Annotated in this window: 24 protein-coding genes and 1 riboswitch; of the genes, 12 read left to right on the forward strand and 12 right to left on the reverse strand. The window is 70.6% G+C overall.

Annotation, left to right across the window (positions count from 1 at the left end; all coding sequences use genetic code 11):
- Positions 1 to 234: 234 nt before the first annotated feature.
- Both MFF64_RS25065 and MFF64_RS25070 read right to left on the reverse strand, forming a co-directional pair.
- Positions 235 to 732 (reverse strand): Ros/MucR family transcriptional regulator, encoded by a 498-nt coding sequence (locus MFF64_RS25065; RefSeq protein ID WP_099907616.1) that lies wholly within the window; start codon positions 730 to 732, stop codon positions 235 to 237.
- A gap of 565 nt (positions 733 to 1,297) precedes the next feature.
- Entirely contained in the window at positions 1,298 to 1,879 is a 582-nt protein-coding gene (locus MFF64_RS25070; RefSeq protein ID WP_099907614.1) for a DUF2147 domain-containing protein, read from the reverse strand.
- Positions 1,880 to 2,151: 272 nt separating this feature from the next.
- On the opposite strand from MFF64_RS25070, the gene MFF64_RS25075 reads away from it, so the two are divergent.
- The 4 genes from MFF64_RS25075 (at position 2,152) to MFF64_RS25090 (ending at position 4,942) form a co-directional block, all read left to right on the forward strand.
- A complete protein-coding gene (locus MFF64_RS25075; protein WP_165795859.1) occupies positions 2,152 to 2,301 on the forward strand; it encodes a hypothetical protein in 150 nt (49 codons plus the stop codon).
- 165 nt (positions 2,302 to 2,466) lie between these two features.
- The gene (locus MFF64_RS25080) at positions 2,467 to 4,290 is read left to right on the forward strand and encodes a cation:proton antiporter domain-containing protein (protein ID WP_238192709.1); all 1,824 of its coding nucleotides are present in this window, start codon (positions 2,467 to 2,469) and stop codon (positions 4,288 to 4,290) included.
- A gap of 108 nt (positions 4,291 to 4,398) precedes the next feature.
- The gene (locus MFF64_RS25085; RefSeq protein ID WP_099907327.1) at positions 4,399 to 4,656 is read left to right on the forward strand and encodes a hypothetical protein; all 258 of its coding nucleotides are present in this window, start codon (positions 4,399 to 4,401) and stop codon (positions 4,654 to 4,656) included.
- A gap of 73 nt (positions 4,657 to 4,729) precedes the next feature.
- The gene (locus tag MFF64_RS25090; protein ID WP_099907324.1) at positions 4,730 to 4,942 is read left to right on the forward strand and encodes a hypothetical protein; all 213 of its coding nucleotides are present in this window, start codon (positions 4,730 to 4,732) and stop codon (positions 4,940 to 4,942) included.
- A gap of 189 nt (positions 4,943 to 5,131) precedes the next feature.
- Here MFF64_RS25090 and thiS read toward each other — a convergent pair whose 3' ends face one another.
- The 3 genes from thiS to MFF64_RS25105 all read right to left on the reverse strand — a co-directional run bounded on the left by thiS (position 5,132) and on the right by MFF64_RS25105 (position 8,041).
- Complete coding sequence (gene thiS, locus MFF64_RS25095; RefSeq protein WP_099907322.1) at positions 5,132 to 5,344, reverse strand: sulfur carrier protein ThiS; 213 nt, start codon at positions 5,342 to 5,344, stop codon at positions 5,132 to 5,134.
- Positions 5,341 to 6,555, reverse strand: a complete 1,215-nt coding sequence (thiO, locus tag MFF64_RS25100; protein ID WP_099907319.1) for a glycine oxidase ThiO — start codon at positions 6,553 to 6,555, stop codon at positions 5,341 to 5,343. The genes thiS and thiO overlap by 4 nt, the downstream gene beginning before the upstream one ends.
- A 66-nt stretch (positions 6,556 to 6,621) precedes the next feature.
- A riboswitch (TPP riboswitch) is annotated at positions 6,622 to 6,755 on the reverse strand.
- Positions 6,756 to 6,793: 38 nt separating this feature from the next.
- Positions 6,794 to 8,041 (reverse strand): adenylate/guanylate cyclase domain-containing protein, encoded by a 1,248-nt coding sequence (locus MFF64_RS25105; protein WP_099907318.1) that lies wholly within the window; start codon positions 8,039 to 8,041, stop codon positions 6,794 to 6,796.
- A gap of 224 nt (positions 8,042 to 8,265) precedes the next feature.
- On the opposite strand from MFF64_RS25105, the gene MFF64_RS25110 reads away from it, so the two are divergent.
- Positions 8,266 to 8,520: a DUF2798 domain-containing protein gene (locus MFF64_RS25110; RefSeq protein ID WP_099907316.1), complete on the forward strand. Its 255-nt coding sequence runs from the start codon at positions 8,266 to 8,268 to the stop codon at positions 8,518 to 8,520.
- An 83-nt stretch (positions 8,521 to 8,603) separates the two neighbouring features.
- On the opposite strand, the gene rpoD is transcribed toward MFF64_RS25110, so the two are convergent.
- Both rpoD and dnaG read right to left on the reverse strand, forming a co-directional pair.
- Complete coding sequence (gene rpoD / locus MFF64_RS25115; protein ID WP_099907314.1) at positions 8,604 to 10,601, reverse strand: RNA polymerase sigma factor RpoD; 1,998 nt, start codon at positions 10,599 to 10,601, stop codon at positions 8,604 to 8,606.
- A 194-nt stretch (positions 10,602 to 10,795) separates the two neighbouring features.
- Positions 10,796 to 12,706, reverse strand: a complete 1,911-nt coding sequence (gene dnaG / locus MFF64_RS25120) for a DNA primase (RefSeq protein ID WP_207768229.1) — start codon at positions 12,704 to 12,706, stop codon at positions 10,796 to 10,798.
- 238 nt (positions 12,707 to 12,944) lie between these two features.
- Here dnaG and MFF64_RS25125 point away from each other — a divergent pair, with 238 nt between their 5' ends.
- Positions 12,945 to 13,949, forward strand: coding sequence for a DUF2806 domain-containing protein (locus MFF64_RS25125; RefSeq protein WP_238192710.1), 1,005 nt, complete (start codon positions 12,945 to 12,947; stop codon positions 13,947 to 13,949).
- 48 nt (positions 13,950 to 13,997) lie between these two features.
- On the opposite strand, the gene MFF64_RS25130 is transcribed toward MFF64_RS25125, so the two are convergent.
- Positions 13,998 to 14,456 carry a GatB/YqeY domain-containing protein gene (locus MFF64_RS25130; protein WP_099904778.1) on the reverse strand — a complete coding sequence of 153 codons (459 nt, stop codon included), beginning with the start codon at positions 14,454 to 14,456 and terminating at the stop codon, positions 13,998 to 14,000.
- 162 nt (positions 14,457 to 14,618) lie between these two features.
- Here MFF64_RS25130 and carA point away from each other — a divergent pair, with 162 nt between their 5' ends.
- The 3 genes from carA (at position 14,619) to MFF64_RS25145 (ending at position 17,066) form a co-directional block, all read left to right on the forward strand.
- On the forward strand, positions 14,619 to 15,833 hold the full coding sequence (gene carA, locus MFF64_RS25135) for a glutamine-hydrolyzing carbamoyl-phosphate synthase small subunit (protein WP_099904780.1): 1,215 nt from the start codon (positions 14,619 to 14,621) through the stop codon (positions 15,831 to 15,833).
- A 137-nt stretch (positions 15,834 to 15,970) separates the two neighbouring features.
- Positions 15,971 to 16,342: a hypothetical protein gene (locus MFF64_RS25140; RefSeq protein ID WP_099904783.1), complete on the forward strand. Its 372-nt coding sequence runs from the start codon at positions 15,971 to 15,973 to the stop codon at positions 16,340 to 16,342.
- Between the two features lie 31 nt (positions 16,343 to 16,373).
- Positions 16,374 to 17,066 carry a class I SAM-dependent methyltransferase gene (locus MFF64_RS25145; protein WP_238192711.1) on the forward strand — a complete coding sequence of 231 codons (693 nt, stop codon included), beginning with the start codon at positions 16,374 to 16,376 and terminating at the stop codon, positions 17,064 to 17,066.
- Positions 17,067 to 17,132: 66 nt separating this feature from the next.
- Here the strand turns inward: MFF64_RS25145 and metG are convergent, their stop codons facing one another.
- Positions 17,133 to 18,938 carry a methionine--tRNA ligase gene (gene metG / locus MFF64_RS25150; protein ID WP_238192712.1) on the reverse strand — a complete coding sequence of 602 codons (1,806 nt, stop codon included), beginning with the start codon at positions 18,936 to 18,938 and terminating at the stop codon, positions 17,133 to 17,135.
- A gap of 331 nt (positions 18,939 to 19,269) precedes the next feature.
- Here metG and MFF64_RS25155 point away from each other — a divergent pair, with 331 nt between their 5' ends.
- Positions 19,270 to 20,583 (forward strand): flavin monoamine oxidase family protein, encoded by a 1,314-nt coding sequence (locus MFF64_RS25155; protein ID WP_099903331.1) that lies wholly within the window; start codon positions 19,270 to 19,272, stop codon positions 20,581 to 20,583.
- Between the two features lie 105 nt (positions 20,584 to 20,688).
- On the opposite strand, the gene MFF64_RS25160 is transcribed toward MFF64_RS25155, so the two are convergent.
- The 3 genes from MFF64_RS25160 to MFF64_RS25170 all read right to left on the reverse strand — a co-directional run bounded on the left by MFF64_RS25160 (position 20,689) and on the right by MFF64_RS25170 (position 22,722).
- The gene (locus tag MFF64_RS25160; protein WP_099903329.1) at positions 20,689 to 21,045 is read right to left on the reverse strand and encodes a hypothetical protein; all 357 of its coding nucleotides are present in this window, start codon (positions 21,043 to 21,045) and stop codon (positions 20,689 to 20,691) included.
- A gap of 130 nt (positions 21,046 to 21,175) precedes the next feature.
- Positions 21,176 to 21,436 (reverse strand): hypothetical protein, encoded by a 261-nt coding sequence (locus MFF64_RS25165; RefSeq protein WP_238192713.1) that lies wholly within the window; start codon positions 21,434 to 21,436, stop codon positions 21,176 to 21,178.
- Between the two features lie 167 nt (positions 21,437 to 21,603).
- Entirely contained in the window at positions 21,604 to 22,722 is a 1,119-nt protein-coding gene (locus MFF64_RS25170; RefSeq protein ID WP_238192714.1) for a S1C family serine protease, read from the reverse strand.
- A 199-nt stretch (positions 22,723 to 22,921) separates the two neighbouring features.
- Between MFF64_RS25170 and MFF64_RS25175 the strand changes: the two genes are divergently transcribed.
- Positions 22,922 to 23,272, forward strand: coding sequence for a hypothetical protein (locus tag MFF64_RS25175; protein ID WP_099903403.1), 351 nt, complete (start codon positions 22,922 to 22,924; stop codon positions 23,270 to 23,272).
- A gap of 94 nt (positions 23,273 to 23,366) precedes the next feature.
- On the forward strand, positions 23,367 to 25,535 hold the full coding sequence (scpA, locus tag MFF64_RS25180; RefSeq protein ID WP_238192715.1) for a methylmalonyl-CoA mutase: 2,169 nt from the start codon (positions 23,367 to 23,369) through the stop codon (positions 25,533 to 25,535).
- Positions 25,536 to 25,599 lie beyond the last annotated feature (64 nt).

The raw sequence follows: 25,599 nt of genomic DNA on the forward strand, positions 1-25,599 counted from the left end.
AGCTCCTTCCGGAACCAAACCCCTCGCTCCGGCTCCGCCTGCGCTCCCGTCATCGACGACGAGGTCGATGAGGTCCTCTCCCGGCTCGCGGGAGAGGAGAATTTCCACGCCCTGTCTGCCCCGGACGACGGTTCATCGAGGCGGGACATCGGCCAACGATCGCCGGACCTCCTGGAGGCCACCGGACCCCGCCCCCGCACACGAGGCCCGCACGCGACCGTCCGGGCTGTCGCATCACTCTCCCTTGCGCGGACGGCCACGGCGGGCCGCTGTCGCCTCGCCGTCGCTGCCTTGCGCAGCCGCGAGCCGGGCCGCGGCCGCGCGATCGCGCCGGATCTGGCCGAGGCCGAGGGTCTTGGCGAGTTCCGAGCGCTGGGCGGCGTAGGTCGCGGCGACCATCGGGTAGTCGGGCGGCAGACCCCATTTCTGGCGGTACTGATCCGGGGTGAGTCCACGGGTCGTCAGGTGCCGCTTGAGCGACTTGTAGGGCTTGCCGTCCTCCAGGCTGATGATGTGCTCCGGCGTGACGGTCTTGCGGATCGGCACCGGGGGCGTGGGCTTCTCGGGCTCGGGCGCCGGGGGCGCGGCGACGCGCTCGAGCGAGGCGTGCACGGCAGCAATCAGGTTTGCCAGTTCCCCGACCGGCACGGAGTTCTTCGACACGTAGGCCGACACGATATCGGCCGACAGATCGATCAGCTGCGAGGTCGGTGCCTGCTCGTCAGCGCTCATGGATGCCCCCTTTTTTGGAATACTTCTTTGCACATGCGGCGAAAAAACCAAACAGTCAATGAAAAAATTTTATTCGCGAGTAGATCGGGATCGACGAGACCGCCCTGCGGTCGTTCGCCTCGCACGTGCTGCTTTTTCGGCAAGTTCTGATTCGCATATAGGCGGTTGCAAAAGGAATTTTTGCTTAATTCTTGATCTTGCGGTTTTATCCGGCGGGCGGCCTGAGCCTCACCTGGTCGTCTGCAACGCACCGGGAGCCTGACATGTCGCAATCTGGCGGAAACAATACTTGAGGTTGTGAGAGAGAATGGACGCGCTCCGCAACGGTGGCAGATCCGGTCCCGACTCGGCCGTTGGAACTCGCAATCTAAAATTGTATCGCTGAACCGGACGGCACAAGAAAAAGGCACCTGCCGAGACCGGCAAGTGCCCTTGGAAAAGCCACCCTTGAGAACGCCACCTTCGAATAGGTGGTCTGGAGATGCGTGACCCGGAAACGACCGACGCCGCGACGGTGGAGAGCGACGGCGCGGGCCGATGTCCGGGACCCTGCCCGGGACGCGCCTCAGGGCTTGGGTGCGGCGGCCGGCGTCGCGGGCTTGGCGGCCGCCGCGGGAGCGGCCGCTTTCGGCGCCGCGGCCCATTCGGCATCCGGCCGCGGGCCGTTCGGGGCGCCGGTCGGGGCGGTGAGCTGGCCGGGTGCGACGTCGTTCGCGCGGGTCCAGGTCTGGGAGCCGCACAGGAACCCCATCAGGCAGCCGCGCACGTTGAGCTCGCCGGGCTCCTCGGTCCAGATCGAGACGTCGTAGAGCTTGCCGTCGTCGGCGTTGTAGATCTGTCCCTCGTAACGGTTATCGGCGTTCGGCTTCAACCCCATGATGAGTTGGTGGCCCAGGGAGGGGCGGCTGCGCTTCTTGGCGTCGGTGTTCTTGAAATCGACCCGCGGCTGGCCCTTGTCGTCGTTGGGGGTCTTGAGCCAGACGGCGTAGCCGCAGACCCGATCGGTGCGGGCCGGGCACTTCTCGATCCGGATGCGGGCCCGGCCGTCCTCGGTCAACCAAGTCCCGCTCGGGTCTTTCGGTGCGGCGAGCGCCGCGGCCGACGACAGGCCGAGAGCCACGAGCGCCCCGGTCAGGACCTTCTTCATACTGTACATCCTCGTCTGGCGGTGCGGTCCACGCACAAACATCGTCCATCGCTGATGCCGCATCGCGCGGCCGGACGCCAGAGGCCGGCCCATTGCGTCGGAATCGTGGGCGACCGATGCGGACATGCTGCCTCACGGCGGGATGTCACATGGCCGGCCGCTCCCGCGGCGAGCTAGAGCAGCGACGCCGGGCGGCAATCGTCCATCCGGCACGAGACGCCAATATTTTCGACTGCCGCGTAGCGGCGTCCCCTCACCGCCAGGGCTGCCGCATGTTCACGACCGAGCTCCTCGTGATGACTTCCGCCACCCTCGGGGCGATCGTCATCGTGCTCGCCGCCCGGCCGGGCGCCAGCCTGCGGGCGGGCCTGCCGCGCCTCCCCCGCGCCGTCGGGGCCGCACGGCGGCCGTTCGGACGCTGATCGGCGCCCCTCGGCGAGAAGAGGCGCCGGATGCGAGGATTTCGGGGAGCGGGGGCGATTTTTGGTGCGGTGCAGCACCGCAGGAACCCGGAAAGGCTGCTAGACTTCGGACACTAGGTTGCTGCCCTGGCGGCGCGCCAAACCCGAAAAGGAGCTGACCCGACCGTGCCGCACGCCTCGGAGCTGATCGCCATCATCGCCCTCGGGCTCGTTTTCGCGTTCGTCGGCGGCATGCTCGCGCAGCGGCTGAAGCTCCCGCCGCTGGTCGGCTATCTCCTGGCAGGCGTCGCGGTCGGACCGCACACGCCCGGCTTCGTCGGCAATGCCGAGCTCGCCGGGCAGCTCGCCGAGATCGGCGTGATCCTGCTGATGTTCGGGGTCGGCCTGCACTTCTCGATCGGCGACCTGATGTCGGTCCGGGCCATCGCGCTGCCCGGCGCCGTGGTGCAGATCGCGGTCGCCACCCTGATGGGCCTGGCCTTGAGCGTCGCCTGGGGCTGGGGCATCGGGGCGGGCCTCGTCTTCGGCCTCGCCCTCTCGGTCGCCTCGACGGTGGTGCTGCTGCGGGCGCTCGAGGAGCGGAGCCTCCTCGATTCCGACAAGGGCCGCATCGCCGTCGGCTGGCTCATCGTCGAGGATCTGGCGATGGTGCTGGCCCTCGTCCTGCTGCCGGCGCTCGCCGGGCCCCTCGGCGGCGAGAGCGCCGGGGCGGCGCACGGCCTCGCGGGCGACGGCAACATCTGGCTCACCCTCGGGCTCACGCTCGCCAAGGTCGCGGCCTTCGCCGGGCTGATGCTGGCCGGCGGCCGTCGGGTGGTGCCCTGGCTCCTCGACCAGGCCGCCCGCACCGGCTCGCGCGAGCTGTTCACCCTGGCGGTCCTGGCGCTGGCGCTCGGCATCGCGTACGGATCGGCCGAGCTGTTCGGCGTCTCCTTCGCGCTCGGCGCCTTCTTCGCCGGCATGGTGCTGGCCGAATCGGACCTCAGCCACCAGGCCGCCGCGGATTCGCTGCCGCTGCAGGATGCCTTCGCGGTCCTGTTCTTCGTCTCGGTCGGCATGCTGTTCGACCCGACGATCCTGCTGCGCGAGCCGCTGGCCGTGCTCGCCACCCTGGCGGTGATCCTGGTCGGCAAGTCGCTCGCGGCCATCGCCATCGTGCTGGCCTTCCGCCATCCGCTCTCGACGGCACTGACCATCGCGGCGAGCCTGGCGCAGATCGGCGAGTTCTCGTTCATCCTGGCGAGCCTCGGCATCAGCCTGAAGCTGTTGCCGCCGGAAGGGCGCGACCTGATCCTGGCCGGCTCGCTCCTCTCCATCACCCTCAACCCGCTGATCTTCGCCTCCTTGAGCCGCCTGAGCCGCTTCGTCGAGGCGCGGCCGGGACTCGCCGCCCGGTTCGAGCGCGGCGGCGAGCAGGTCGCGGTCTCGGCCCACGCCAAGGGCCGGGAGGGCCACGCGGTGGTGATCGGCTACGGCCGGGTCGGTGGCGCCATCGGCAAGGCGCTCGAGGCCTGGGAGCTTCCCTTCGTCGTGGTGGAGCGCGACCGGCGCCGGGTCGAGGAGCTGCGCGCCGCCGGCGTCGCGGCGGTGTTCGGCGATGCCGGCGCGCCGGGGATCCTCGACGCGGCGGATATCGGGCGGGCGCGCCTGCTGGTGGTGGCGAGTCCGGACGCGCACCAGGCCCGGCGCCTGATCGAGATCGCCCGCGAGGCCAATCCGGGGATCGACACGGTGGTGCGCACCCACAGCGACACCGAGCGGCGCAACCTCGAGGAGGAGAAGGTCGGCCTGGTGCTGATGGCCGAGCGCGAAGTCGGCTTCGGCATGGCGCTCTACGCGCTGCGCAGCTTGGGCCTCAGCGAGGGCGAGGCCCGCCTGTTCATCGACACTAGCCGGGCCGAGAGCCGGGCCGAGCCCGTCGCGGAGGCCGAGCCCGAGCTCGGCGCCCCGGAGCTGCGGCCGCACCGCGAGGCGCCTGCGGAATCGTGACGCAGCATCGTTACCAAACTGCAATCCTCCGGTAAGTGTCGCCTGAGCCCGGATCCGCCATTCTCCTCCCGGTCCACCGAGATCCGGTTCACCGCGAGGAGTCCGACGATGTCGCAGCCGCAGATGGAGCGTCCGGCCGAGCTGATGGTGTGGCACGGCACGCTGGCCGCGCCCGGCCCGCGGGAGATGCGCCGTTACCCCACCCTGCGCGCCGCCCTCGCGGCGGCCGTGCAGGCCGACGATCCCGAGGCCCTGCCCTGGATCGTCACCGAGGATGGCGCCGTGCTCAGCCCGCGCTGGATCGACGAACACGCCCCCCGGGCCATCGCACGCCAAGTCCGATCGTCGCTCCGCCTCCCGTCCTGACGGCTTGCGTCGTTCGGGCGGCTCACGCTCGGCGCGCGCGCGTGCTATCGTCTCCCGACGAGCACGAATCGCCATGACGAGCCTGCGCAAGACCGCCCCTGCCCGCCCGGCCACGATCGCGGCGGCGACACACGGCTACACCGCCGTATCCTTGAGGCTGCGCCGCGCGGCCAACGACAACCGGCCCCGTTCCGGTCGCCGACGCACCCTGACGCTGATCGCCGGCGCCTGGCTCGCCGTGCTGGTCGCGGCGGCGGTAGCCCTCTGGCGTACCGGCGGATTTTGACGTCGCCGAACGAGCCCTCAGCGTCGAAGGAAGAGTCCGGCCTGCACGACACATCTGGCGTGCGTCGTCGCGACTCACGGCACACGACAGTGCCGTTTGCCGGAGCTGCACGATCCGGCCTCTGTCTCCGGCGTCGCCGCACTGTCGGATGACGAAGCGGCAACCGGTCCCGCCCCGGCGCAGAACGCGCTAACCGCCCTGCATAGCGCGCACGATCTCGACGCGATCGCCCTCCGAGAGCGCCGTCGTCGTCCAGTCGCGCTGGCGCACCACCGCCCCGTTGAGCGCGATGGCGAAGCCCTGCGGGCCGGGGAGGTCCAGGTCGGCGGTTTCCTGGCGCCACAGGGCGTCGAGCGTAGCGGCCTCGCTGTCGCGGGATTCGCCGTTGACGAAGAGCTTCATGCGGTCTCGCCTCGTAGGGAGTCATGCGGGGCGGGCGGCGCGAACCGGGCGAGGCCGAAGGGGGCGGCCACCGGCAGCGACTCGCCGCGCAGAATCAGGGTGGAGATGGCCTCGGCGGTGACCGGAGCCAGCAGGTAACCGTTGCGGTGGTGGCCGGCGGCCAGCACCAGGCCGGGCGACGCCTCGCCGAGAATCGGGGCATCGTCGTCGGAGGTCGGGCGAAAGCCGCTCCAGACACCCGCCACCCGCATCTCCTCCACGCCCGGAAGCGCCCGGCGGGCGCCCTCCAGCAGGGCGTAGAGGCCGCCGGCCGTGAGGTGCGGGTCGAAGCCGGTCTCCTCCACGGTGGCGCCGACGATGAGCGAGCCGTCGCCCTTCGGCGCCATGTGGACCTGCTCGGTCCAGACCACGTGGGCGAGGCCGCCGCTGCGCGGCGTCATCTGCAACGCCATCGACTGGCCCTTGAGCGGGCGCACCGGCAGGGCGAGGTCCGGCACCAGGCCCCCCTCCCCGGCCCAGGCGCCGGAGGCGAGCACCACGGTGCCCGCCCGCAACGAGCCCGTGGTGGTCTCGACCCCGATGACCCGGCCGCCCTCGCGGGTGAGGGCCGTGACGGGGGTCTCCTCGATCAGCCGGCCGCCGGCTGCGCGAAACGCCTGGCGCAGGGCGACGATCACGCGCGCAGGATCGACCTGGTGGTCGTCGGCGCAGAACAGGCCGGCGGTGACGGTGGGGCGCAGGCCCGGCTCGCGGGCGCGGATGGCGGGGCCGGACAGCCACTCGACGGCCAGCCCGTCGCGGCGCTGCAGCTCGTGCCGGAAGCGCAGGCGCTCGACCTCGTCGCGGCCCAGCGCGATCACGAAGGTGCCCTCGCGGCGGTAATCGATCGTCAGACCGGATTCGGCCTCGAGTTCGTTGCGGAACGGATGCCACAGGCGCTGGCTCGCGAGGCAGAGCGGCAGCAGGGCCTCGCCCCCGGGCTCGTGCTCGGCCGCCGCCGCCAGCATGCCGGTGGCGGCGAGACTCGCGCCGTCGCCGGCCTTGGCCCGCTCGATTACCGCGACGGCGAGACCGGCCCGCGCGAGGCGCCACGCGATCGACAGACCGATCAGCCCGGCGCCGATCACCGCCACGTCGGTGCGTTCCGGCAGCCGGTCCCTCTCCGGGCTCGGGCCCGGTCCGCCTCGCCGTCCGATCGTCTGCGCGTGCACCCTCGTCTCCACGGTGGCCCGAAGAGAGTGGACAGCGCCCGATTGCCGGATGATGCGCGTGGATCCCAAGAGGACCCTGTCCAATCCCTACGCCGGTATGAGCCGGATCAGGTTCGAAGGATTTCCGCGCTGACCGGGCCCGGCGGGCCTCCAGTCCAGCGGTATCTCAGCCCCTTGTCGGGGATCTCCCTGGAACACCCGGTATTTGGCGGGGGACGGGCCCGTCGTCAACCACCCTTCACCCACCCTTGCCCGGGCGATAGATCGCCATCTCCTCGGCGATCCCGTCGAGCGGGTGGGTGCCCAGCAGCTCGGGGTCGCCCCACAGGAAGTCGACGAAGGGCTTCGACATCAGGAGCGGTTCGGACAGGACCTTGTTGAGCTTGGCGAGCCGGCTCGCCAGGTTCACGTCGCGGCCGATCACCGTGAAATCGAGCCGGGCGCCGGAACCGACATTGCCGTAGGCCGCCTCGCCGTGATGGAGCGCGATGCCGATCTCGATGCGGGTGGGAAAACGCCCGGCGCGGTTCGCCTCCTCGACGCGACGCAGGGCGGCCTGCGCGGCCGAGAGCGCGCCCTGCGCCGCGCCGCCGAGATCGTCGCCGCTCTCGCGGAAGATCGCCAGGAGGCCGTCGCCCATGTATTTCAGCACCTCGCCGCCCTCGCTCTCGATCGGCGGCACCAGGCAGTCGAAATAGGTGTTGAGCAGCTCCACCGAGGCCTCGGGCGTGAGCGCGTCGGTGAGGTGGGTGTAGCCGCGCATGTCGGCGAAGAGGATCGCCGAGCGGATCCGCTCGACCTGGCCGCGGCGGATGAAGCCGGCCAGGATCGCCTGGTGCGGCCCGTCGCCGACATACACCCGCAGCACGTGGTCGAGGCGGGCATTGAGGCCGCGCATCTCCATCACCGCCGACAGGGTCGGGATGATGAAGCGCAGGATGGCCAGATCGTCGTCGCCGAAGCCGCGGGGATCGCGGGTCGCGAAGGTGACGCCGTTCTTGGTGCCGTTGGTGAAGAACAGCGGCACGGTGATGTAGTGCGTGTAGCCCGCCGCCTTCAGCTCCGGGATGATGCTGTAGCGGTCGTCCGGCGTCTCGCGCAGGTCGAGGATCAGCCACTGCCCGGTGGCGTAGACATGGGCGAAGGGGCTGCGCGCCAGCGCCTGCTCGGTGACCTCGCCGTGCGGGAAGAGGCGGAAGCTGACCCCGTCCTCCCGGGTCCAGAACCGGCCGACGCCGGAATAGTCCGAGTGCAGCGCGTCGATGGCGGTCGTCGCCCGATCGACCGGCACGCCGAGATCGTTCAGCCGCTCGGCCATGCCGGCGAGGAGATCGCCGGATTCCGGCAGCCGCGCCCCCTCGCTGAGCAGCCAGTCGCGCAGGGCCACGCAGTCGCGAAACAGGCCGATCGGGATGTCGCTCGCCTCCGACCCGTCCGCCGCGGCCGTGGGCGTCGGAGCGGGGATGAGGCGAGGCTGGTCGTGCATGGCTCTGACATGGGCGTTGCGAGGCAGGAGGGCAAGGCTTGGCTGCGGGCAACCGGGACGCAAGCTTGGCACGTGATCCTGGGGCTGCTAGGGACGATGCCGTCGGCGGGATCGCGTCCCGGTCGGCCGTAAGCGTCTCACGTCAAGCAACGCGCTCCCAGGGTGGTGTCCACCGGGCGCGTCGCGCCGTCCGCGTTGCTCCGCTCGCTCACGAAAGACGCGCCATGCCCTTCCCGATCGTCCCGCAACGGCTGCCGGCCTCCTCCGCGCCGCTGGTGACCGCGTTCCTGCTCTCCATCCTGATGACCTGCGTCGTCTCCGGCATCTCCACCCTGCTCAGCCTCGGGTTCACGCCGGACGTTCTGCTGCACTGGCCCCGGGCCTGGGGCTTCTCGTGGCTCGTCGCCTTCCCGACGCTGCTTCTCGTGCTGCCGCTGGTGCGGCGCACCGTGGCGCGGATCGTGGCGCCGCCGCAGTAAGCGCTGCGTGGGAGAAACCAGACGAAAGAAGGCCCGGGAGGCGCTGCCTCCCGGGCCCGTTCGCCGTGTCAGGACCGTCGGCCTCAGTTGTCGAGGAAGCTCCGCAGCTTCCGCGACCGGCTCGGATGCTTGAGCTTGCGCAGGGCCTTGGCCTCGATCTGGCGGATGCGCTCGCGGGTCACCGAGAATTGCTGTCCGACCTCCTCGAGGGTGTGGTCGGTGTTCATGCCGATGCCGAAGCGCATGCGCAGCACGCGCTCCTCGCGGGGGGTGAGCGAGGCGAGCACCCGGGTGGTGGTCTCGCGCAGGTTCGACTGGATCGCCGCGTCGATCGGCAGGACGACGTTCTTGTCCTCGATGAAGTCGCCGAGGTGGGAATCCTCCTCGTCGCCGATCGGGGTCTCGAGGGAGATCGGCTCCTTGGCGATCTTGAGGACCTTGCGCACCTTCTCCAGCGGCATCGCCAGCTTCTCGGCCAGCTCCTCCGGGGTCGGCTCGCGGCCGATCTCGTGCAGCATCTGGCGCGATGTGCGGACGATCTTGTTGATCGTCTCGATCATGTGCACCGGGATGCGGATCGTGCGGGCCTGGTCGGCGATCGAGCGGGTGATCGCCTGCCGGATCCACCACGTGGCGTAGGTCGAGAACTTGTAGCCGCGACGGTACTCGAACTTGTCGACCGCCTTCATCAGGCCGATGTTGCCCTCCTGGATCAGGTCCAGGAACTGCAGGCCGCGGTTGGTGTACTTCTTGGCGATCGAGATCACCAGCCGCAGGTTCGCCTCGATCATCTCCTTCTTGGCCTGACGGGCTTCGCGCTCGCCCTTCTGGACCATGTGGACGATCTTCCGGTATTCCTGGATCTCCAGGCCGGTCTCGGAGGCGAGCGAGATGATCTGCTCGCGCAGGGTGCCGATGTTGTCGGCGCCGCGCTCGGTGAAGTTCTTCCAGCCCTTGCCGCCGAGCTTGGCCACCCGCTCGACCCAGTGCGGATCGAGCTCGTAGCCCTGGTAGTGGCGCAGGAACTCGTCGCGGGCGACGCCGTGGTTCTCGGCGAGCCGCATCAGGCGGCCCTCGTGCGAGATCAGCCGCTTGTTGATGTCGTAGAGCTGCTCGACCAGCGCCTCGATGCGGTTGGCGTTCAGCGACAGTGACTTCACGTCGGCGACGACGGTGTTCTTCAGCTCGGAGTAGCGCTGCCCTTGCGACTCGGAGGCCGCCGCGCCCTTGAGCCGGGTCTCGGCCTGCTCGGCCTGGACCTTGCGCAGCTTGCGGTAGTTCTCGGCGATCGCGTCGAAGGTCTCGAGCACGCGCGGCTTCAGCTCGGCTTCCATCGCCGAGAGCGAGACGTTGTTCTCGAGGTCGTCCTCGTCGCCCTCGCCCTCCGGCGGGGTCTCGCCCTCGGTCTCCTCGTCGCCCTCTCCCTCGACCTCGCCCTCGGCGGGGCCGGCGCGGCCGTCGGGGCCGGCATAGGTCGCCTCGAGGTCGATGATGTCGCGCAGCAGCACCCGGCCGTCGACGAGCTCGTCGCGCCAGATGATGATGGCCTGGAAGGTCAGCGGGCTCTCGCACAGGCCGGCGATCATCGCCTCGCGCCCGGCTTCGATCCGCTTGGCGATCGCGATCTCGCCCTCGCGGGAGAGGAGCTCGACCGAGCCCATCTCGCGCAGGTACATCCGGACGGGATCGTCGGTGCGATCCGTCGGCTCCTTGGCGGTCTCGGCGCGCAGGGCGACGGGGCGGGCGGCGGCGACCTCGGCCACCTCGCCGCCCTCGCTCGCCTCCTCCTCCTCGGCGCTTTCCTGGGGCGCGTTCTCGCCCTGCTGGTCGTCGGCCTCCTCGGCCTCGACCACGTTGACGCCGAGCTCGGACAGCTGGCCCAGCACGTCCTCGATCTGCTCGGAGGTGAACTCTTCCTGAGGCAGCACCTCGTTCAGCTCGTCGTAGGTGACGTAGCCGCGCTTCTTGGCGAGCTTGATCATCCGCTTGACGGAGGCATCCGTCAGGTCGAGGAGCGGGCCGTCGGTCTGCTGCTCGGGGGCCGCCTCGGTCTCGTCTCGTTCCGTTGCCTTCGTCGCCATGCTCAGCCTATGCTTCCCGGTGTCGGCAGTGCCCGGGCGGGGGAGGCTCCCGCCGTGCCGGCACCGTGATGTCTCGTCGGACGGCGCACGAGCCGCCTCAGGATCTCACGCAAATGTGCAAGCCATTCGATCGACTTGCCGTTAACTAGTCCGGACGGAAGCCGCAAGCCGCGCGTGCCCGAGCCGTGCGGGCGTCACGACGAATCCGCGTCTTCGGTCACGTCCGCCTCGCCCTCGGCGCCCGCCACGACAGAGAGGCGGTTCTTCACGTCGCGCAGCCAGGCGAAATTGGCCTCCGTCTCCTCCTCCGCCAGAGCGCGTTCGGCGGCCCGGAGTTCGCTATGTAGCGTTCCAGCCTTGCGGTGCAAGATCACGGCCTGCCGGAGCGCGTCCTCCAGCCGCACCGGATCGGCATGCGGATCGAGCACCCAGCGGTCACCGGGCCGCACCAGGCCGGCGATGCGGCCCGCCGCCGCCGCGAGCCCGGCCCGCTCCAGTCGCGCGTCGAGGAACGCGGCGTCGCCCGCCCCTCCTTCCGCCGCGAGATCGAGGAGCGCGCCACGCAAGGCCCTGGCATCCGCCCCCTCGAACTCGACCTCGGCCAGTTCCTCGGCCTCGCGGGCGAGCAGTTCGGGATGGACCAGGAGGGCGGCGACGATCAGAGCCTCGCGCGAGGACGAACCGCCGGAGAACAGCGAGGAGCGGGCGAGCAGCGGGCTCGCCCGGGCGGTGAGCCGCGGCGAGACCGGCTGGGGCGGCGCGCCGCGACCCCGCGGCACGAAAGGCGCGCGCTCCCGATACGGCCGATCCCCGCCGCCCTGCTGGCGGGCGCCGCCATTCGGGCTCAACCCCCGCAGGCGGGCCTCGATCTCGTCGCGGTAGTAGCGCTTCAGGGTCTCGTCGCGGATGCCGCCGACGATCTCGCGCAGGCGCTGGGCGAGGCCGGCGCGGCGCTCCGGCGTGTCGACCGGGCTCATCTCGGTCTCGCGCGACCACAGCACGTCGACGAGGGGCCGGGCGCCGTCGAGCACCCGGTCGATGGCGCCGGGTCCGCCGGTGCGCAGCAGGTCGTCCGGGTCCTGGCCCTCCGGCATCAGGGCGAAACGCAGGGATTTCCCGGGCTGGAGCGCCGGCAGGGCCACGTCGAGGGCGCGGTAGGCGGCGCGCCGCCCGGCCCCGTCGCCGTCGAAGCACAGGATCGGCTCGTCGGCCATGCGCCAGAGCAGGGCGAGCTGGTCTTCCGTCAGCGCCGTTCCGAGCGAGGCCACCACCTCCGGGTGGCCGGCCAGCGTCATCGCGATGGCGTCGACGTAGCCCTCCACCGCGATCACCCGGCCGGTATCGTGGGCGCTCTTGCGCGCGGCGTGGTGGTTGTAGAGCATCCGCCCCTTGTGGAAGAGCGGCGTCTCGGAGGAGTTGAGGTATTTGGGCTTGGCGTCCGGGCTCATGCCGCGGCCGCCGAAGGCCACCACCCGGCCGCGCACGTCGCGGATCGGGAAGATCACCCGGTCGCGGAACCGGTCGAACGGCACCTTGATGTCGTCGCCGGTGGTGAGGAGATTCAGCTCCACCATCAGCTCGGCCGGCACGTCCCGGGCGGCGAGGTGGTCGCGCAGGGCGTAGCGCTCGGGCGGGGCGTAGCCGAGGCGGAAGGTGCGGCGGATCTCGCCGTCGAGCCCGCGGCCGGCGAGGTAGTCGCGCGCCCGCCCCCCGGCCCGGCCGGCCAGCTGCTCCTCGAAGAAGGTGCAGGCCAGCTCCATCACCTCCAGGGCGCCGCGCCGCCGCGTCTCGCTCTCGCGCGAGGCCTCGCTCGGCGCCGGCAGGGCCACCCCGGCCTCGTTGGCCAAGCGCTCGACGGCCTCCGGGAACGAGACCCCCTCGGTCTCCATCACGAAGGTGAAGATGTCGCCGTGCTTGCCCGAGGAGAAGCAGTGGTAGAACTGCTTCTGGTCGTTGACGTAGAACGACGGCGACTTCTCGGCGTTGAACGGCGACAGGCCGCGCCATTCCCGCCCTGCCTTCTTGAGGCGCACGCGCCGGCCGACGACCTCGGAGGCCGGCAGTCGGGAGCGGATCTCTTCGAGCAGGTGGGGTGGGTAACGCACGGCGGGTCCGGGGCGGCTCCGAGGGAGCACCATTCTAGCGCGAAGAGCGCGACGAAGTCCTTAATGAGCCAGCGGGGCCGTCGTGCAGCGGCGAAGCCCCTGGCGCCGGCCGTTCCGCCCCGCATCCGGCGAGGACGCGCGGTTTCGACTTGAGAACTGGCTTGAACGGTGCGGTGCGCCGCCGCATCCTCGGCGAACCCCTTACCATCGGACCTCCTCGACGGCGGAGCTGCGGCGCATGGATCCGAACGTTCTGAAGCCCATGGTCGACATCGTCGCTCCGTTCGCGAACGAGGGCGCGAAACGGTTGTTCCGGAGCGAGGAAGCCGGGCCCGCCAAGCTGACCGACGCGCTGTTGGAAAAGCTCGTGAAGGTCATCAGCGATTCGGACATGAAGACGATCGCCGAGCATCTGGAGAGGCGATCACGCTACATCGGCCTGCGCAAGCTGTTCAACTTCGAAGGGTGCATGCGGCTCGCCCTGGACCTCGCGCGCGAAATTCCGGAGGAGAAGCAGCAGCCGGCCGACGAAGACTGGTTCGCGCTCTGGTTCAGCGCCGTGGAGAACGTCTCCGAGGAGACGATGCAAACTCTCTGGGCCCGGGCCTTCGCCCAGAAGGTCAATTCCGACGGCCCCGACGTCTCCCTTCGCGCGATCGACTCGCTCAGGCTGATGCAACGCAAGGACGTCGTCAGCTTCAGCCGATTCTGCCAGGTGTATCAGCAACTCGGATACATTTTCATAAACAGCAACATGGTCATGAAAGACCTTTTCTATCCGCACAATCTCGATGATCTGATTGACCTGTCATTGATAACACGATCAGAGACCTTTTTGAACAACATAGCCTTCCGGGGCGGATATTCCCTGTACTTCAAGCTGCCGCCGGACATGTTCGCACCCGATCCGTTTCGGGTCCTCTCGCTATCGGCCCGTGGGCGCGAGCTCGCGGGCACGCTGCCCGCGCCGAAGACGTTGGGCGAGCCGCTCGAATACGGACTGTCGCTCGATGACCCGCTGGTCGTGGCGAAATACATCAACCAGATCGCGTCGGGTTTCGACAGGCGCTACGACATCGTGCTCAGCGCGCACGGCCAGGAGGGACACCGCCCGCCCGCCGGGGGCTGGAAGCGGACCCACATATGGGATCATCGAGCCCAGACGTGGGTCCGGCGCGGGGAGGTACCGGCCGAGTGCGATCCCGGCCTCATCGACGCGCTCGAGAGCGGGCAGGTCCCCTGATCGCGCGACGCAAAGCCCGGCGCTCGCCGGGCTGCCGATGCGGGGGACTTACGACCCCGCCAGCTGCCCCTTCACCAGGCCACTCGCCTTGGCGAAGTCCATCCGCCCCGCATACTTGCCCTTCAGGGCGGCGATGACCTTGCCCATGTCCTTCGGCGAGGTGGCGCCGGTCTCGGAGATGGCGGCCTGGATCGCCGCGCGGGTCTCGTCCTCGTCCATCTGCTGCGGCAGGAACTGCGCGATGATCGCGGCCTCGGCGCGCTCGGCCTCGGCGAGCTCGGGGCGGCCGCCCTGATCGTAGACCGTCGCCGACTCGTTGCGCTGCTTGATCATCTTCTGGAGCAGGGAGAAGATCTCCTCCTCGCCCAGGGGCTCCTTGCCGAGGCCGCGGGCCTCGATGTCCTTGTCCTTCAGGGCGGCCTGGATCAGCCGGACGGTGGCGAGCTTCGCCTTGTCGCCGGCCTTCATGGCCTCCTTCATCTCGGCGGTGAGGCGCTGGCGCAGCATGCCGGTCTCCTGGTGTTGTCGTGCGATGCAAGGCACTTGAAAGGCGAGGCACTTGAGGGGATACCGGGGCATCCCCAGATTGACCGGGCCGCCGCCGGCCCCGTAAACAGCCGGCCGCGCCCGTCGGCCGTGCCCGGCCGCGACATAAGCGAGATCACGATCATGCTGCAAGACGACGCGGCCGCCCCCGCGCAACTCGAAGGCTGGGCCGAGCCCGTCGCGACCGCCCTGCTGGTGCTCGCCGACGGCACGGTTCTGGAGGGTTTCGGCATCGGCGCCACCGGCGAGGCCGCCGGTGAGGTCTGCTTCAACACCGCGATGACCGGCTACCAGGAGATCCTGACCGATCCGTCCTATGCCGGGCAGATCGTCACCTTCACCTTCCCCCATATCGGCAATGTCGGCACCAACGACGAGGACCTCGAGAGCCTCGACGCCGCTCCGGCCTCCGGCGTGCGCGGCGCGGTGATCGCCTCGGCGGTCACGAACCCCTCGAACTGGCGCTCCTCGCGCCACCTCGACGGCTGGTTGAAGGCCCGCGGCATCGTCGGCATCACCGGCGTCGACACCCGCGCGCTCACGGCCCTCATCCGCGACCGCGGCATGCCGAACGCGATCCTGGCCAACGACCCGGACGGCCGGTTCGACCGCGAGGCCTTGATCGCCAAGGCCGCCTCGCTCCCGCCGATGGAGGGCCTCGACCTCGTGCCGCCGGTGACGAGCCGCGAGGCGAAGACCTGGGGCGAGACCGTGTGGCAGCATCCGGTCGGCTACGGCAGCCGGGCGCCGGGCGAGGGCCTCAAGGTCGTGGCGATCGATTACGGCGTGAAGCGCAACATCCTGCGCCTGCTCGCGAAGGCGGGCTGCGACGTCACCGTCGTGCCGGCCACCGCGAGCGCCGAGGAGGTTCTGGCGCTCAAGCCCGACGGCGTCTTCCTGTCGAACGGCCCCGGCGACCCGGCGGCGACGGGCGAATATGCCGTGCCGGTGATCCGCGCCCTCCTCGACAAGAAGGTCCCGACCTTCGGCATCTGCCTCGGACACCAGCTGATGGGCCTCGCGCTCGGCGGCCGCACGGTGAAGATGAGCCAGGGCCATCACGGCGCCAACCACCCGGTGAAGGACCGCACCACCGGCAAGGTCGAGATCGTCTCGATGAACCACGGCTTCGCGGTCGACCCGAACAGCCTGCCCGAGAACGCGGTCGAGACCCACGTCTCGCTGTTCGACGGCTCGAATTGCGGCCTGTCGCTCACCGACCGTCCGGCCTTCTCGGTGCAGCACCACCCGGAGGCCTCGCCGGGCCCGCAGGACAGCCACTACCTGTTCGACCGCTTCGTCAGCCTGATGCGCGAGACGAAGGGTGCAAACGCGTAACTCCGAAAAAGGTTGCAGTCGCTCGCGGCGGCAGCCACAAAAAACCCGAACTCGCGGCTGATTCTCCCGGCCGTTCACCGCCCTGGAGCGACGACGATGCAACGATCGTCGCGGGGCCGCGATTCGGGGCTTGCCCAGTGACCGACCACGCCGCGACCGACAGCTTCTCGCGCCTGCACCGCACCTTCACGACCCATCTCGGCATCGCCGTGGGTCTGGCCTGGGTGACCACCCTGGCGGCCGCGACCCAGGCGCCGTGGGTGCGCAACATCCGCGCATTGATGGATCCGATGGCGGTCCGCGTCGAGAGCACCTGGTCGTTCCTGTTCGCGATGCCGGTGGTGCTGACGCTGGCCTGGCTCGGCGCCGTCTACGGCCGCGAGACCCTGCGCGAGCTGCGCGCCCTGCCGAATGACGCCGCCGAGTTCGCTCTGGCCGCCCTGGTCGCCTTCGCGGTGTTCTACCTCTCCATCGACCGGGCCGTCTCGGTCCTGCTCATCGGCGGCTGACGCCGTCACACGCTGGAACGGGAGCGTCGGCGTGGTCTCCTCCTGGCGCGAATTCTGGGACCGGGACACCCCGATCTACGTCAATGCACGCCACAAGGCCCGACACTATGCCGGGCTTAGCCGTGAGATCGCCGCCCTGGTGCCGCATCCGGACGCCATCGTGCTCGACCACGGCTGCGGCGAGGCCCTGTCGGCCGACCGGGTCGCCGAGGCCTGCGGCCTGCTCCATCTCTGCGAGGCCTCGCCCCGCCAGCGCGACGCTCTCGCGCAACGCTACGCCGGAAATCCCCGGATCACCGTCCTGGCCCCCGAGGAAGTCGCCGCCCTGCCGACGGCCGGCCTCGACCTCGTCGTGGCGAATTCCCTGGCGCAGTATCTCACCGGCCCGGAGCTCGACGCCTACCTCCGGGACTGGCGCCGCCTGCTCAAGCCCGGCGGCCGCCTGATCCTCGCCGACGTGATCCCGCCGCAGCTCGGCGCCGTCTCGGACGCCACGGCGCTCCTCGCCTTCGCGCGCCGGGACGGCTTCCTGCCCGCGGCACTCCTCGGCCTCGCCCGCACATTCCTCTCGGATTACCGCGCCTTGCGCCGGCGCCTCGGCCTCGCGCGCTACGACGAGGCCGAGATGCTGGCCCGGCTCACGGCCGCCGGCTTCACGGCGGAGCGGATGCCGCGCAACCTCGGGCACAATCAGGGGCGGATGGCGTTCTTGGCGCGGGTGTGAGGGTGGCCACGCAGCGCGACCATGCCGGCCTTCGCGACCGCTTTCACGCAGAGCCGGCACCTCCCCTCAGCGACAGGCGGCGTCCAGGTTCTCCGCACCGACCTTCACGACCGGCTCGAACGGGATCGGCCGTCTCGCGTCGCGGCTCCGATCGCCGATCAGGACGTCCTCAGCATCGGCGGGCCATTCCGGCACGGCCACGGTCGCCGTTCCGCCGACCGCCGTGATGGCCGATGCCGCGAGGCCCGGAATGATGCTCCAGGCCACTGTGGCGCACAGCTCGATGAGCCCGAGGGCAACGCGGGTGACCAGGGCTGCTCGCGGGCGGTCGCGCCGTACGGTCGACCACGGCGCCGCGTCCTGAACATAGGCGTTCGCCCGGGCCCAGAGCGCCCGCGTCTCCGCGGCGGCGCGCCGGAACTCCCGTGCCTCGTGTTGCGCGCGGATCGTGGCGACCCGACTCGTGACATCGGCCGCGAGCGCGCGTTCGAGCGCGCCCGGCGGTCCCCCGGCCGGAACCGGACCCGCGAAGGCCGACACTGCGAAACGCGTCACCCGCTGCACGAGGTTGCCGAATACATCGGCGAGATCCTTGTTCACATCCGCCGCGAACCGTGCAGCCTGGAAGCTCACGTCGGCCGTTTCCGGCGCGTTCGCGATCAGCCACCATCGCCAGAGGTCGGCCGGCAGCGCATCGAGCGCCGCGTCGCAGGACAATCCGCGTTTCCGGCTGGTCGAGAACTTGTCGCCCTCGTGGGTCAGCCAGTGGAAGCCTTTGATGACATCGACGGTACGCCAGGGCTCGCCCGAACCGAGCAGGGTCCCGGGGAAACTCACAGTGTGGAAGGGCACGTTGTCCTTGCCCAGGAACTGGACGTAGCGGCTGTCGCGCACCGCCCCGTCCCACCACCAGTCGCGCCAGTCGCGGCCCCGGGCCGCCGCCCAATCCTGCGTGGCCGCGATGTAGGCGATCGGCGCGTCGAACCAGACGTAGAACACCTTCTCCTCGAAGCCGGCACGCGGCACCGGCACGCCCCAGCTGAGATCGCGCGTGATGCAGCGGTCCTTGAGATCGGCTGTTAGCCAGCTTCGCGCCAGAGACGCGACGAAGGGCGGCCAGCCCGAGCGGGTATCAAGCCATCCGTTCAGCCGATCGACGAGGGCGGACTGCCTCAGGAACAGGTGGCGGCTCTCGCGCAAGATCAGCCCGGTGTCTCCCGATACCGCCGAGCGCGGCGCGACCAGTTCCTCGGGATCGAGCAGGGTACCGCAGGCGTCGCATTGATCGCCCCGCGCATCCGCGTCCCCGCAATGCGGACACGTCCCGAGCACGTAGCGGTCCGGCAGGTAGCGACCGTCGGCCGGCGCCCAGACCTGCCGCACGTCGCGCTCCGCGATGAGCCCTGCCGCATCGAGACGGCGGTAGAAGTGCTGGGTCAGCGCGTGGTTGGAGGACGCGGAGGAGCGGCCGAAATGGTCGAAGCTCAGCCCGAAGCGGCGATAGGTCTCCGCCTGACGGGCATGGGCATCGTCGCAGAAGCGGCGGGGATCGAGGCCGGCTCGCGCCGCCGCGATCTCGGTGGGCGTGCCGTGCTCGTCGGTGGCGCAGACGAACAGCACATCGCTGCCGATCTGACGGTGGAAGCGCGCATGTACATCGGCGGGTAGCAGGGAGCCGACGAGGTTGCCGAGATGCTTGGCACCGCTGACATAGGGCAAGGCACTCGTGATGAGGATACGGCGTGACATGAGGGTGCGTCCCGTGTGGAAGAGGGTGGACGCGCCGAACCCGCAGACACGAAAAAAGCCCTCCCGCGCGGCACGGAAGGGCTTGGGTTCGGCGCTCTCGCCTGTCGCGCGCTCGGCGCGCATCACCCTCTCCGGCCGGACCTCGCGCGGTCGGGCCGGGTCATTCGCAGAGTGGAGGCGATGACGGGACGCATCGGAGACGGCTATCGCGTCGGCAGAGCACGGTCAAGGAATCACCGCGAGGGTTCCTGAACAGGCCGTGAGGGTTCGAGACGCCGGCAACCCTGCCTCGGCTAGCGACGTCCAGTACGCGCAACCGCAGGAGATCGCCCGTGGGTCGCGACCCTGTGAAGTCTGGACCAGGCACGAACAGGCGATATTTCGCCGCGCGAGCCTTGCCGGCACCCGGTCTCCGCCGAGGTGAAGCGGACACGAACCATGGGAGAATCCCGGAATGACGCTGTCGCGTCGCTCCCTGCTGGCCGGGGCGGCTTTCCTGGCCGCGTCGACCAAAGCCCGCGCCGCGGCGGATGCCGACGTCGCGGTGATCGGCGCCGGCGCCGCCGGCCTCGCCGCGGCGGCGGCGATCCAGCGCAGCGGCCACAGCGTCGTGGTGCTGGAGGCGCGCGGGCGCATCGGCGGACGTGCCTTCACCGAGACCGGCTTGGGGCTGGGGCGCAGCTTCGATGCCGGCGGGCAGTACGTGCACTGGGCCGAGCGCAACCCGTGGCGGGAGATCGCGCAAGCGGCGCGCGTGCGCACCAGCGACGATGCCACCAGCCCCTGGCCGGTGCTGGTGAAGGACGGCGCGCGGGCGAGCGAGGCCGAGCGGCGCCAGCGCCGGGCGGGCTTCGGGCGGGTGAGCGCCGTCCTCGACCACCCGGCCGGCCCGGACCGCTCGGTGGCGCAGGCGGTGGCCGGCGAGGACGAGGCGGCGCGGGCCGCCGCCACCGGGCTCACCCGCCTCACCCTCGGCGAGGAGCCCGACCGGGTCTCCTGCGCCGATTACGACCAGCTCTGGTCCGGCGACGACATCTGGGTCGACGGCTACGGCGCCCTGGTCGCTGGTCACTACGCCGACCTGCCGGTGCGGCTGGACACCCCCGTGACGGGCATCGACTGGCGCGGCCAGGGCGTCGCCGTGGAGACGCCCCGCGGAATCCTGCGGGCGACCTGCGCCATCGTGACGGTGCCGGTCGGCGTGTTGGCCTCGGGGTCCTTGCGCTTCACCCCCGACCTGCCGGCGACGACCGGCGAGGCGGTGGCGGGGCTGGCGATGGGCGCCTACACCAAGATCGGCCTCGCCCTCGAACCGGCCCGGCTGCGGGCCCAGGACCTGCGCGACGCCGTGATCCTGCGGAGCGGCACGCCCGGCCTCACCGCCTACCTGGAGATGCAGCCGTTCGGAAAGCCGCTGGCCGTGCTCCATTGCGGCGGCGACGGCGCCCGCGCCCTGTGCGAGGCCGGCGAGGCGGCGGCGCTCGCCGCGGCGACCGACCATCTCGTGAGCGTCTTCGGCGCCGACATCCGCGCCGCCATCACGGGAGGCCGCCTCGCCGCCTGGTGGACCGATCCGTTCGCCCGCGGCAGCTACTCGATCGCGCGGCCGGGCCACCTCGCCGCGCGCGAGGCCCTGCGCCAGCCGGTGGCCGAGCGGATCTTCCTCGCCGGCGAGGCCGCGGCGGGCGGGGCGGCGATGACGGTGGGCGGAGCGACGCTCGACGGTGAGCGGGCAGCAGCCGCCGTGCTCAAGCGACTGGGGTCGTGAGGCCTTGGAGCACGGCCCGATCACGTTGCGATCGGGCCGTGCTCCAGGTCTTTGATGTGCCGCATTTACTTCGACGAACCGGTGTCTACGTCGTCGGAAAATGCTCTAATGCAGCGTCAGACGCGGCCCGTCCGCCGGCCGGCGCTCCCAGGCCTGGACCAGGCTGCCGGCGACGCCGCCGTCGCACAGGCGGCTGCTGAGGTCGCAGAAGGCCTGCTCGCTCACCGCGAAGTCGGTGGCCATCTCGGCGTCGTCCGCCTCCTCCTCGGTCGAGGCGGTGAAACGGTCGAAGGCGGCGGACATCTCGGCGAACGCGAAGGCGACCGGCATGGTGCGGAAGACCGTGGCGCCATCCTCGTCGATGTCGCCGGTATCGAGATCGCGCATCCGCACGACGTAGCCGTCGGCATGCTCGAGGATCTCGTACTGCCAGTGCCGGCCCTCGCAGGCTGCAAGGATCATCGCGCCCTCCGTCTCGCCTCGAGGAGCGAATGCGGCGGAGGCCCGGAGGGTTCCGGCGGGGCAGGTCCCGGAGGGCGATTCGGTCCGGATCTTAACCAATTGGGGAGCGAGCTCTCTCCCGATGGGAGGCCTATCGCCGTGTGTAGCCCACCTCGTAGGCGGCCCGACCGCTGACGCGCAGCGAGGTGTCGTTGCCGAGATCGATGAAGCCCGGGGCCGTGGCCCTGACGGCGGCCGGGGGGACCTCGCGGCAGTCGGGTCGGTCGGGCAGGCGCACGCCGGGCGGCGCGTCCTGCGGGCACAGGCGGGGCATGCGGGTGCCGCGCTCAGCCGCGGAAGCCGGCAGCGCGGCAGCCATGAGGACGAGGGCAGCGAGGAGGCGTGCGGTCACGAGGCGGGCTCCGGGACGGGTCGGCGCCATGATAGCGGGTCCGGCGCTGACGCGCGATCGACGTCATCATCCGATCGCGCGGCAATCGGGGGATGCCCTCGGGTCTTGCTTGTGCCGCATCTTCTGCGACGAACCGAAATCGACTCCGTCGAAAAATGCTCCGACGTTCAGCGCCGGCGCTGACCCATATCCGCCGGAGTGACCATGAGGGTGATCGCCCGCCCGTCGCGCTCGACCTGGAGCGCCACGCTGCTGCCGACGCCGGCGGATTCGAGCGCCGCGATGAGGTCGGCCAGCCGCCGCACCGGGCGGCCGTTCACCCCCATGATGATGTCGCCGAGCTCGCCCGTCGCCGAATCGACGCCCTCGAGGCCCGCGGCGGCCGCCGGCGATCCCGGCAGCACCCGCACCACCACGAGGCCGTCGATGCCGAGCCGCGCCGCCGCATCCTCGCTCGCGGCCACGATGCCGATGCCGGGGGTCGGGGTGCGGCCGGTGCGGATCAGGTTCGGCACCACCCGGTTGACCACGTCGACGGGGATGGCGAAGCCGATGCCGGCGCTGGCGCCCGAGGGCGAGAAGATCGCGGTATTGACGCCGATCAGCCGTCCGGCGGAATCGAGCAGCGGCCCGCCCGAATTGCCCGGGTTGATCGCCGCGTCGGTCTGGATCACCCCGGACAGTTCCCGCCCTTCGGCGGTCGGCAGCCGGCGCTGGAGCGCGCTCACCACCCCGGTGGTCAGGGTGTGGTCGAGGCCGAACGGGTTGCCGATGGCGTAGGTGAACTGCCCTACCTTGAGGTCGCCGGAGGTGCCGATGGCGATCGGCGGCGGCGCGGCGCTGACGCGGCCGAGCTTCAGGACCGCCAAGTCGTAGTTCGGGTCGGTGCCGGCCACGGTCGCGGGCACCACCTCGCCGGTGGAGAGCCGGACCTGGATGTCGCCGCCGCCCTGGATGACGTGGTTGTTGGTCACGATGTGGCCCGCCGCGTCCCAGACGAAGCCCGAGCCGGTCTGCTCGCCCCCGCCCTGCCGGCGCTCGCCGGTCTCGGGATCGAACGACATGGCCCCCTGCTGCGCCCGCGCGAAGACGTAGACCACCGAGGGGGCGGCGCGCTCGAACAGCGCGACGGTCGAGGCCTCGGCCTGCGAGAGGTCGCCCCGCGCCGTCACCGCCCGGGGCGCGTCGGCGGAGAACAGCAGGCTCGTGACGTAGGGCTGCGCGACGAACAGCGCGAGCAGCACCAGGGCGGCGGTCAGGGCGACCCGCAGGAAGCGATCGGGCACCGTCTTCGTCACTCCGATAAGGACCTGGCCGACAGGACACCAGCTGCGGCTGGCGGGGAAGTGGGCCGGGCGGGTGCCGCGTCAATGGCCGCGCTCGGGACGGCGAACGCCGTCCGGCGGTTCGGCCGGGGATCCGGCAAGGTTGCAGGCATGGGGGCGGGTCTCTAGGCTGACAGCTTCCCCGTACGAAAGGTCCGGAATGCTCCGCACGCCGCCGCTGTCTCATCGCGCCTTCACCCGTCTCGCCCTCCTCGGCTCCCTCGCGCTCGCCGCTCTCGCGGGCAGCGCCGCGGCCTCGCCCCGCGACAACCGGGCGGAGGCCTGCACCCGTGCCCGGAGCGACGGCGAGCGCCAGGCGCTCGGCTGCTGGCGGCTGCGTCACGAGGCCGGCCGCGGCCAACGCATCCATGGCGGCGCCACGGTCGCGGATTTCTACGCCACCGTGCCGGCGGAGCGGGAGGCGACCGAGTCGAAGGCGGATCAGCGGCGGCGCGACTGGGTGCGGGCGCGGGCCCGCGGCCGGGTGGCGGGGGGCGACGAGGCGCGCTGAACGCCGCGCCCCCGACCCTCGACCCATTGGCCCCAGCGGCACCCGCCCCTATAAGTCATCGACAAGGAACGCCAGCAACGAGAGCCGCAGGCCGATGACCCGCATCCCGGATTTCTCGGAAATCGCCTTCGCGCCGGTCGCGGCGGCCAGCCCGGCCGCGACCGCGGCCGCCGCCGAGCCCTGGATGACCCCCGAGGGCATTCCGGTGAAGGGGGCCTACGGCCCGCGGGACCGGGAGGGGATCGACCTCGCCGGCTCGTATCCGGGCATCGCGCCGTTCCTGCGCGGCCCCTACCCGACCATGTACGCGACCCAGCCCTGGACGATCCGGCAATATGCCGGCTTCTCCACGGCCGAGGATTCGAACGCCTTCTACCGCCGCAACCTCGCGGCCGGGCAGAAGGGGCTGTCGGTCGCCTTCGACCTCGCCACCCATCGCGGCTACGATTCCGATCATCCGCGGGTCTCGGGCGATGTCGGCATGGCGGGTGTCGCGATCGATTCGATCTACGACATGCGGACACTGTTCTCAGGCATCCCCCTCGACCAGATGACCGTGTCGATGACGATGAACGGCGCCGTGCTGCCGGTCCTCGCCCTCTACATCGTCGCCGCGGAGGAGCAGGGCGTCGCCCCGGAAAAGCTCGCCGGCACGATCCAGAACGACATCCTCAAGGAGTTCATGGTCCGCAACACCTACATCTACCCGCCGGCCGGGTCGATGCGGATCATCTCGGACATCTTCGGCTACACTTCGGCCCACATGCCGAAGTTCAACTCGATCTCGATCTCCGGCTACCACATGCAGGAGGCCGGGGCGACGCAGGACCTCGAGCTCGCCTACACGCTCGCCGACGGCGTCGAGTACATCCGCGCCGGGATGGCGGCGGGGCTCGACATCGACAAGTTCGCCCCGCGCCTGTCGTTCTTCTGGGCGATCGGGATGAATTTCTTCATGGAGGTGGCCAAGATGCGGGCGGCACGCCTGCTCTGGGCCTCCCTGGTCAAGGATTTCGCTCCCAGATCCGACAAGTCGCTGGCGCTGCGCACCCACTCGCAGACGAGCGGCTGGTCGCTCACCGCCCAGGACGTGTTCAACAACGTCACCCGCACCTGCGTCGAGGCGATGGCGGCCACGCAAGGCGGCACCCAGTCGCTGCACACCAACGCGCTCGACGAGGCCCTGGCGCTCCCCACCGACTTCTCGGCCCGCATCGCCCGCAACACCCAGCTCTTCCTGCAGCAGGAGAGCGGCACGACCCGGATCATCGATCCGTGGGGCGGCTCCTACTATGTCGAGCGGCTGACGCAGGACCTCGTCGCCCGGGCTTCCGCCCATATCCGCGAGGTCGAGGCGCTGGGGGGCATGGCGAAGGCGATCGAGGCCGGCATCCCGAAGCTGCGCATCGAGGAGGCGGCGGCCCGCACCCAGGCGCGGATCGATTCGGGCCAGCAGGTCATCGTCGGCGTCAACCGCTACAAGCCCGATGGCGACCGGGCGATCGACCTGCTGCGGGTCGACAACGGCAACGTCCGCACCCTCCAGATCGACAAGCTGAAGCGCCTGCGCGCCGAGCGCGACGGGCAAGCGGTCGAGGCCCGGCTCGCGGCCCTGACCGAGGCGGCGAAAGGCTCAGGCAACCTGTTAGGCCTCGCCGTCGAGGCGGCGCGAGCCAAGGCCACGGTGGGCGAGATCTCGGAGGCGCTGGAGCGGGCCTGGGGCCGGCACCGGGCCGAGATCCGGGCGATCTCGGGCGTCTACAAGCGGGAGATGGGCGGCATGTCGGCGGCGGTCGAGCGGGTGCGCGGGCAGGTCGAGGCCTTCGAGGAGGCGGACGGTCGCCGCCCGCGCATCCTCGTCGCCAAGATGGGCCAGGACGGGCACGACCGCGGCCAGAAGGTGATCGCCTCGGCCTTCGCCGATCTCGGCTTCGACGTCGATATCGGGCCGCTCTTCGCCACCCCCGAGGAGGCGGCGCGCCAGGCGGTGGAGAACGACGTCCACATCGTCGGCGTCTCGTCGCTCGCCGCCGGTCACCTGACGCTGGTGCCGGAGCTGAAGCGGGCGCTCGACGAGGCCGGCCGGCCCGACGTGATGATCGTGGTCGGCGGCGTGATCCCGCCGGGCGACTTCGCGGCCCTGCGCCAGGCTGGCGCCTCGGCGATCTTCCCGCCCGGCACCGTCATCGCGGAGGCCGCCTCCTCCCTGATCGACGAGCTGAACACCCGGCTCGGCTACGCCCCGCGGGCCGCGGCGGAGTAAGGATTCCGCGTCTCAAAACGGTCACGGTTTCGGCGCCAAGGGCGGACCTTCACCATCCGCCTGA

Origin of the sequence: Methylobacterium frigidaeris (assembly GCF_022179185.1) — a bacterium.
Taxonomy (GTDB): domain Bacteria; phylum Pseudomonadota; class Alphaproteobacteria; order Rhizobiales; family Beijerinckiaceae; genus Methylobacterium; species Methylobacterium frigidaeris.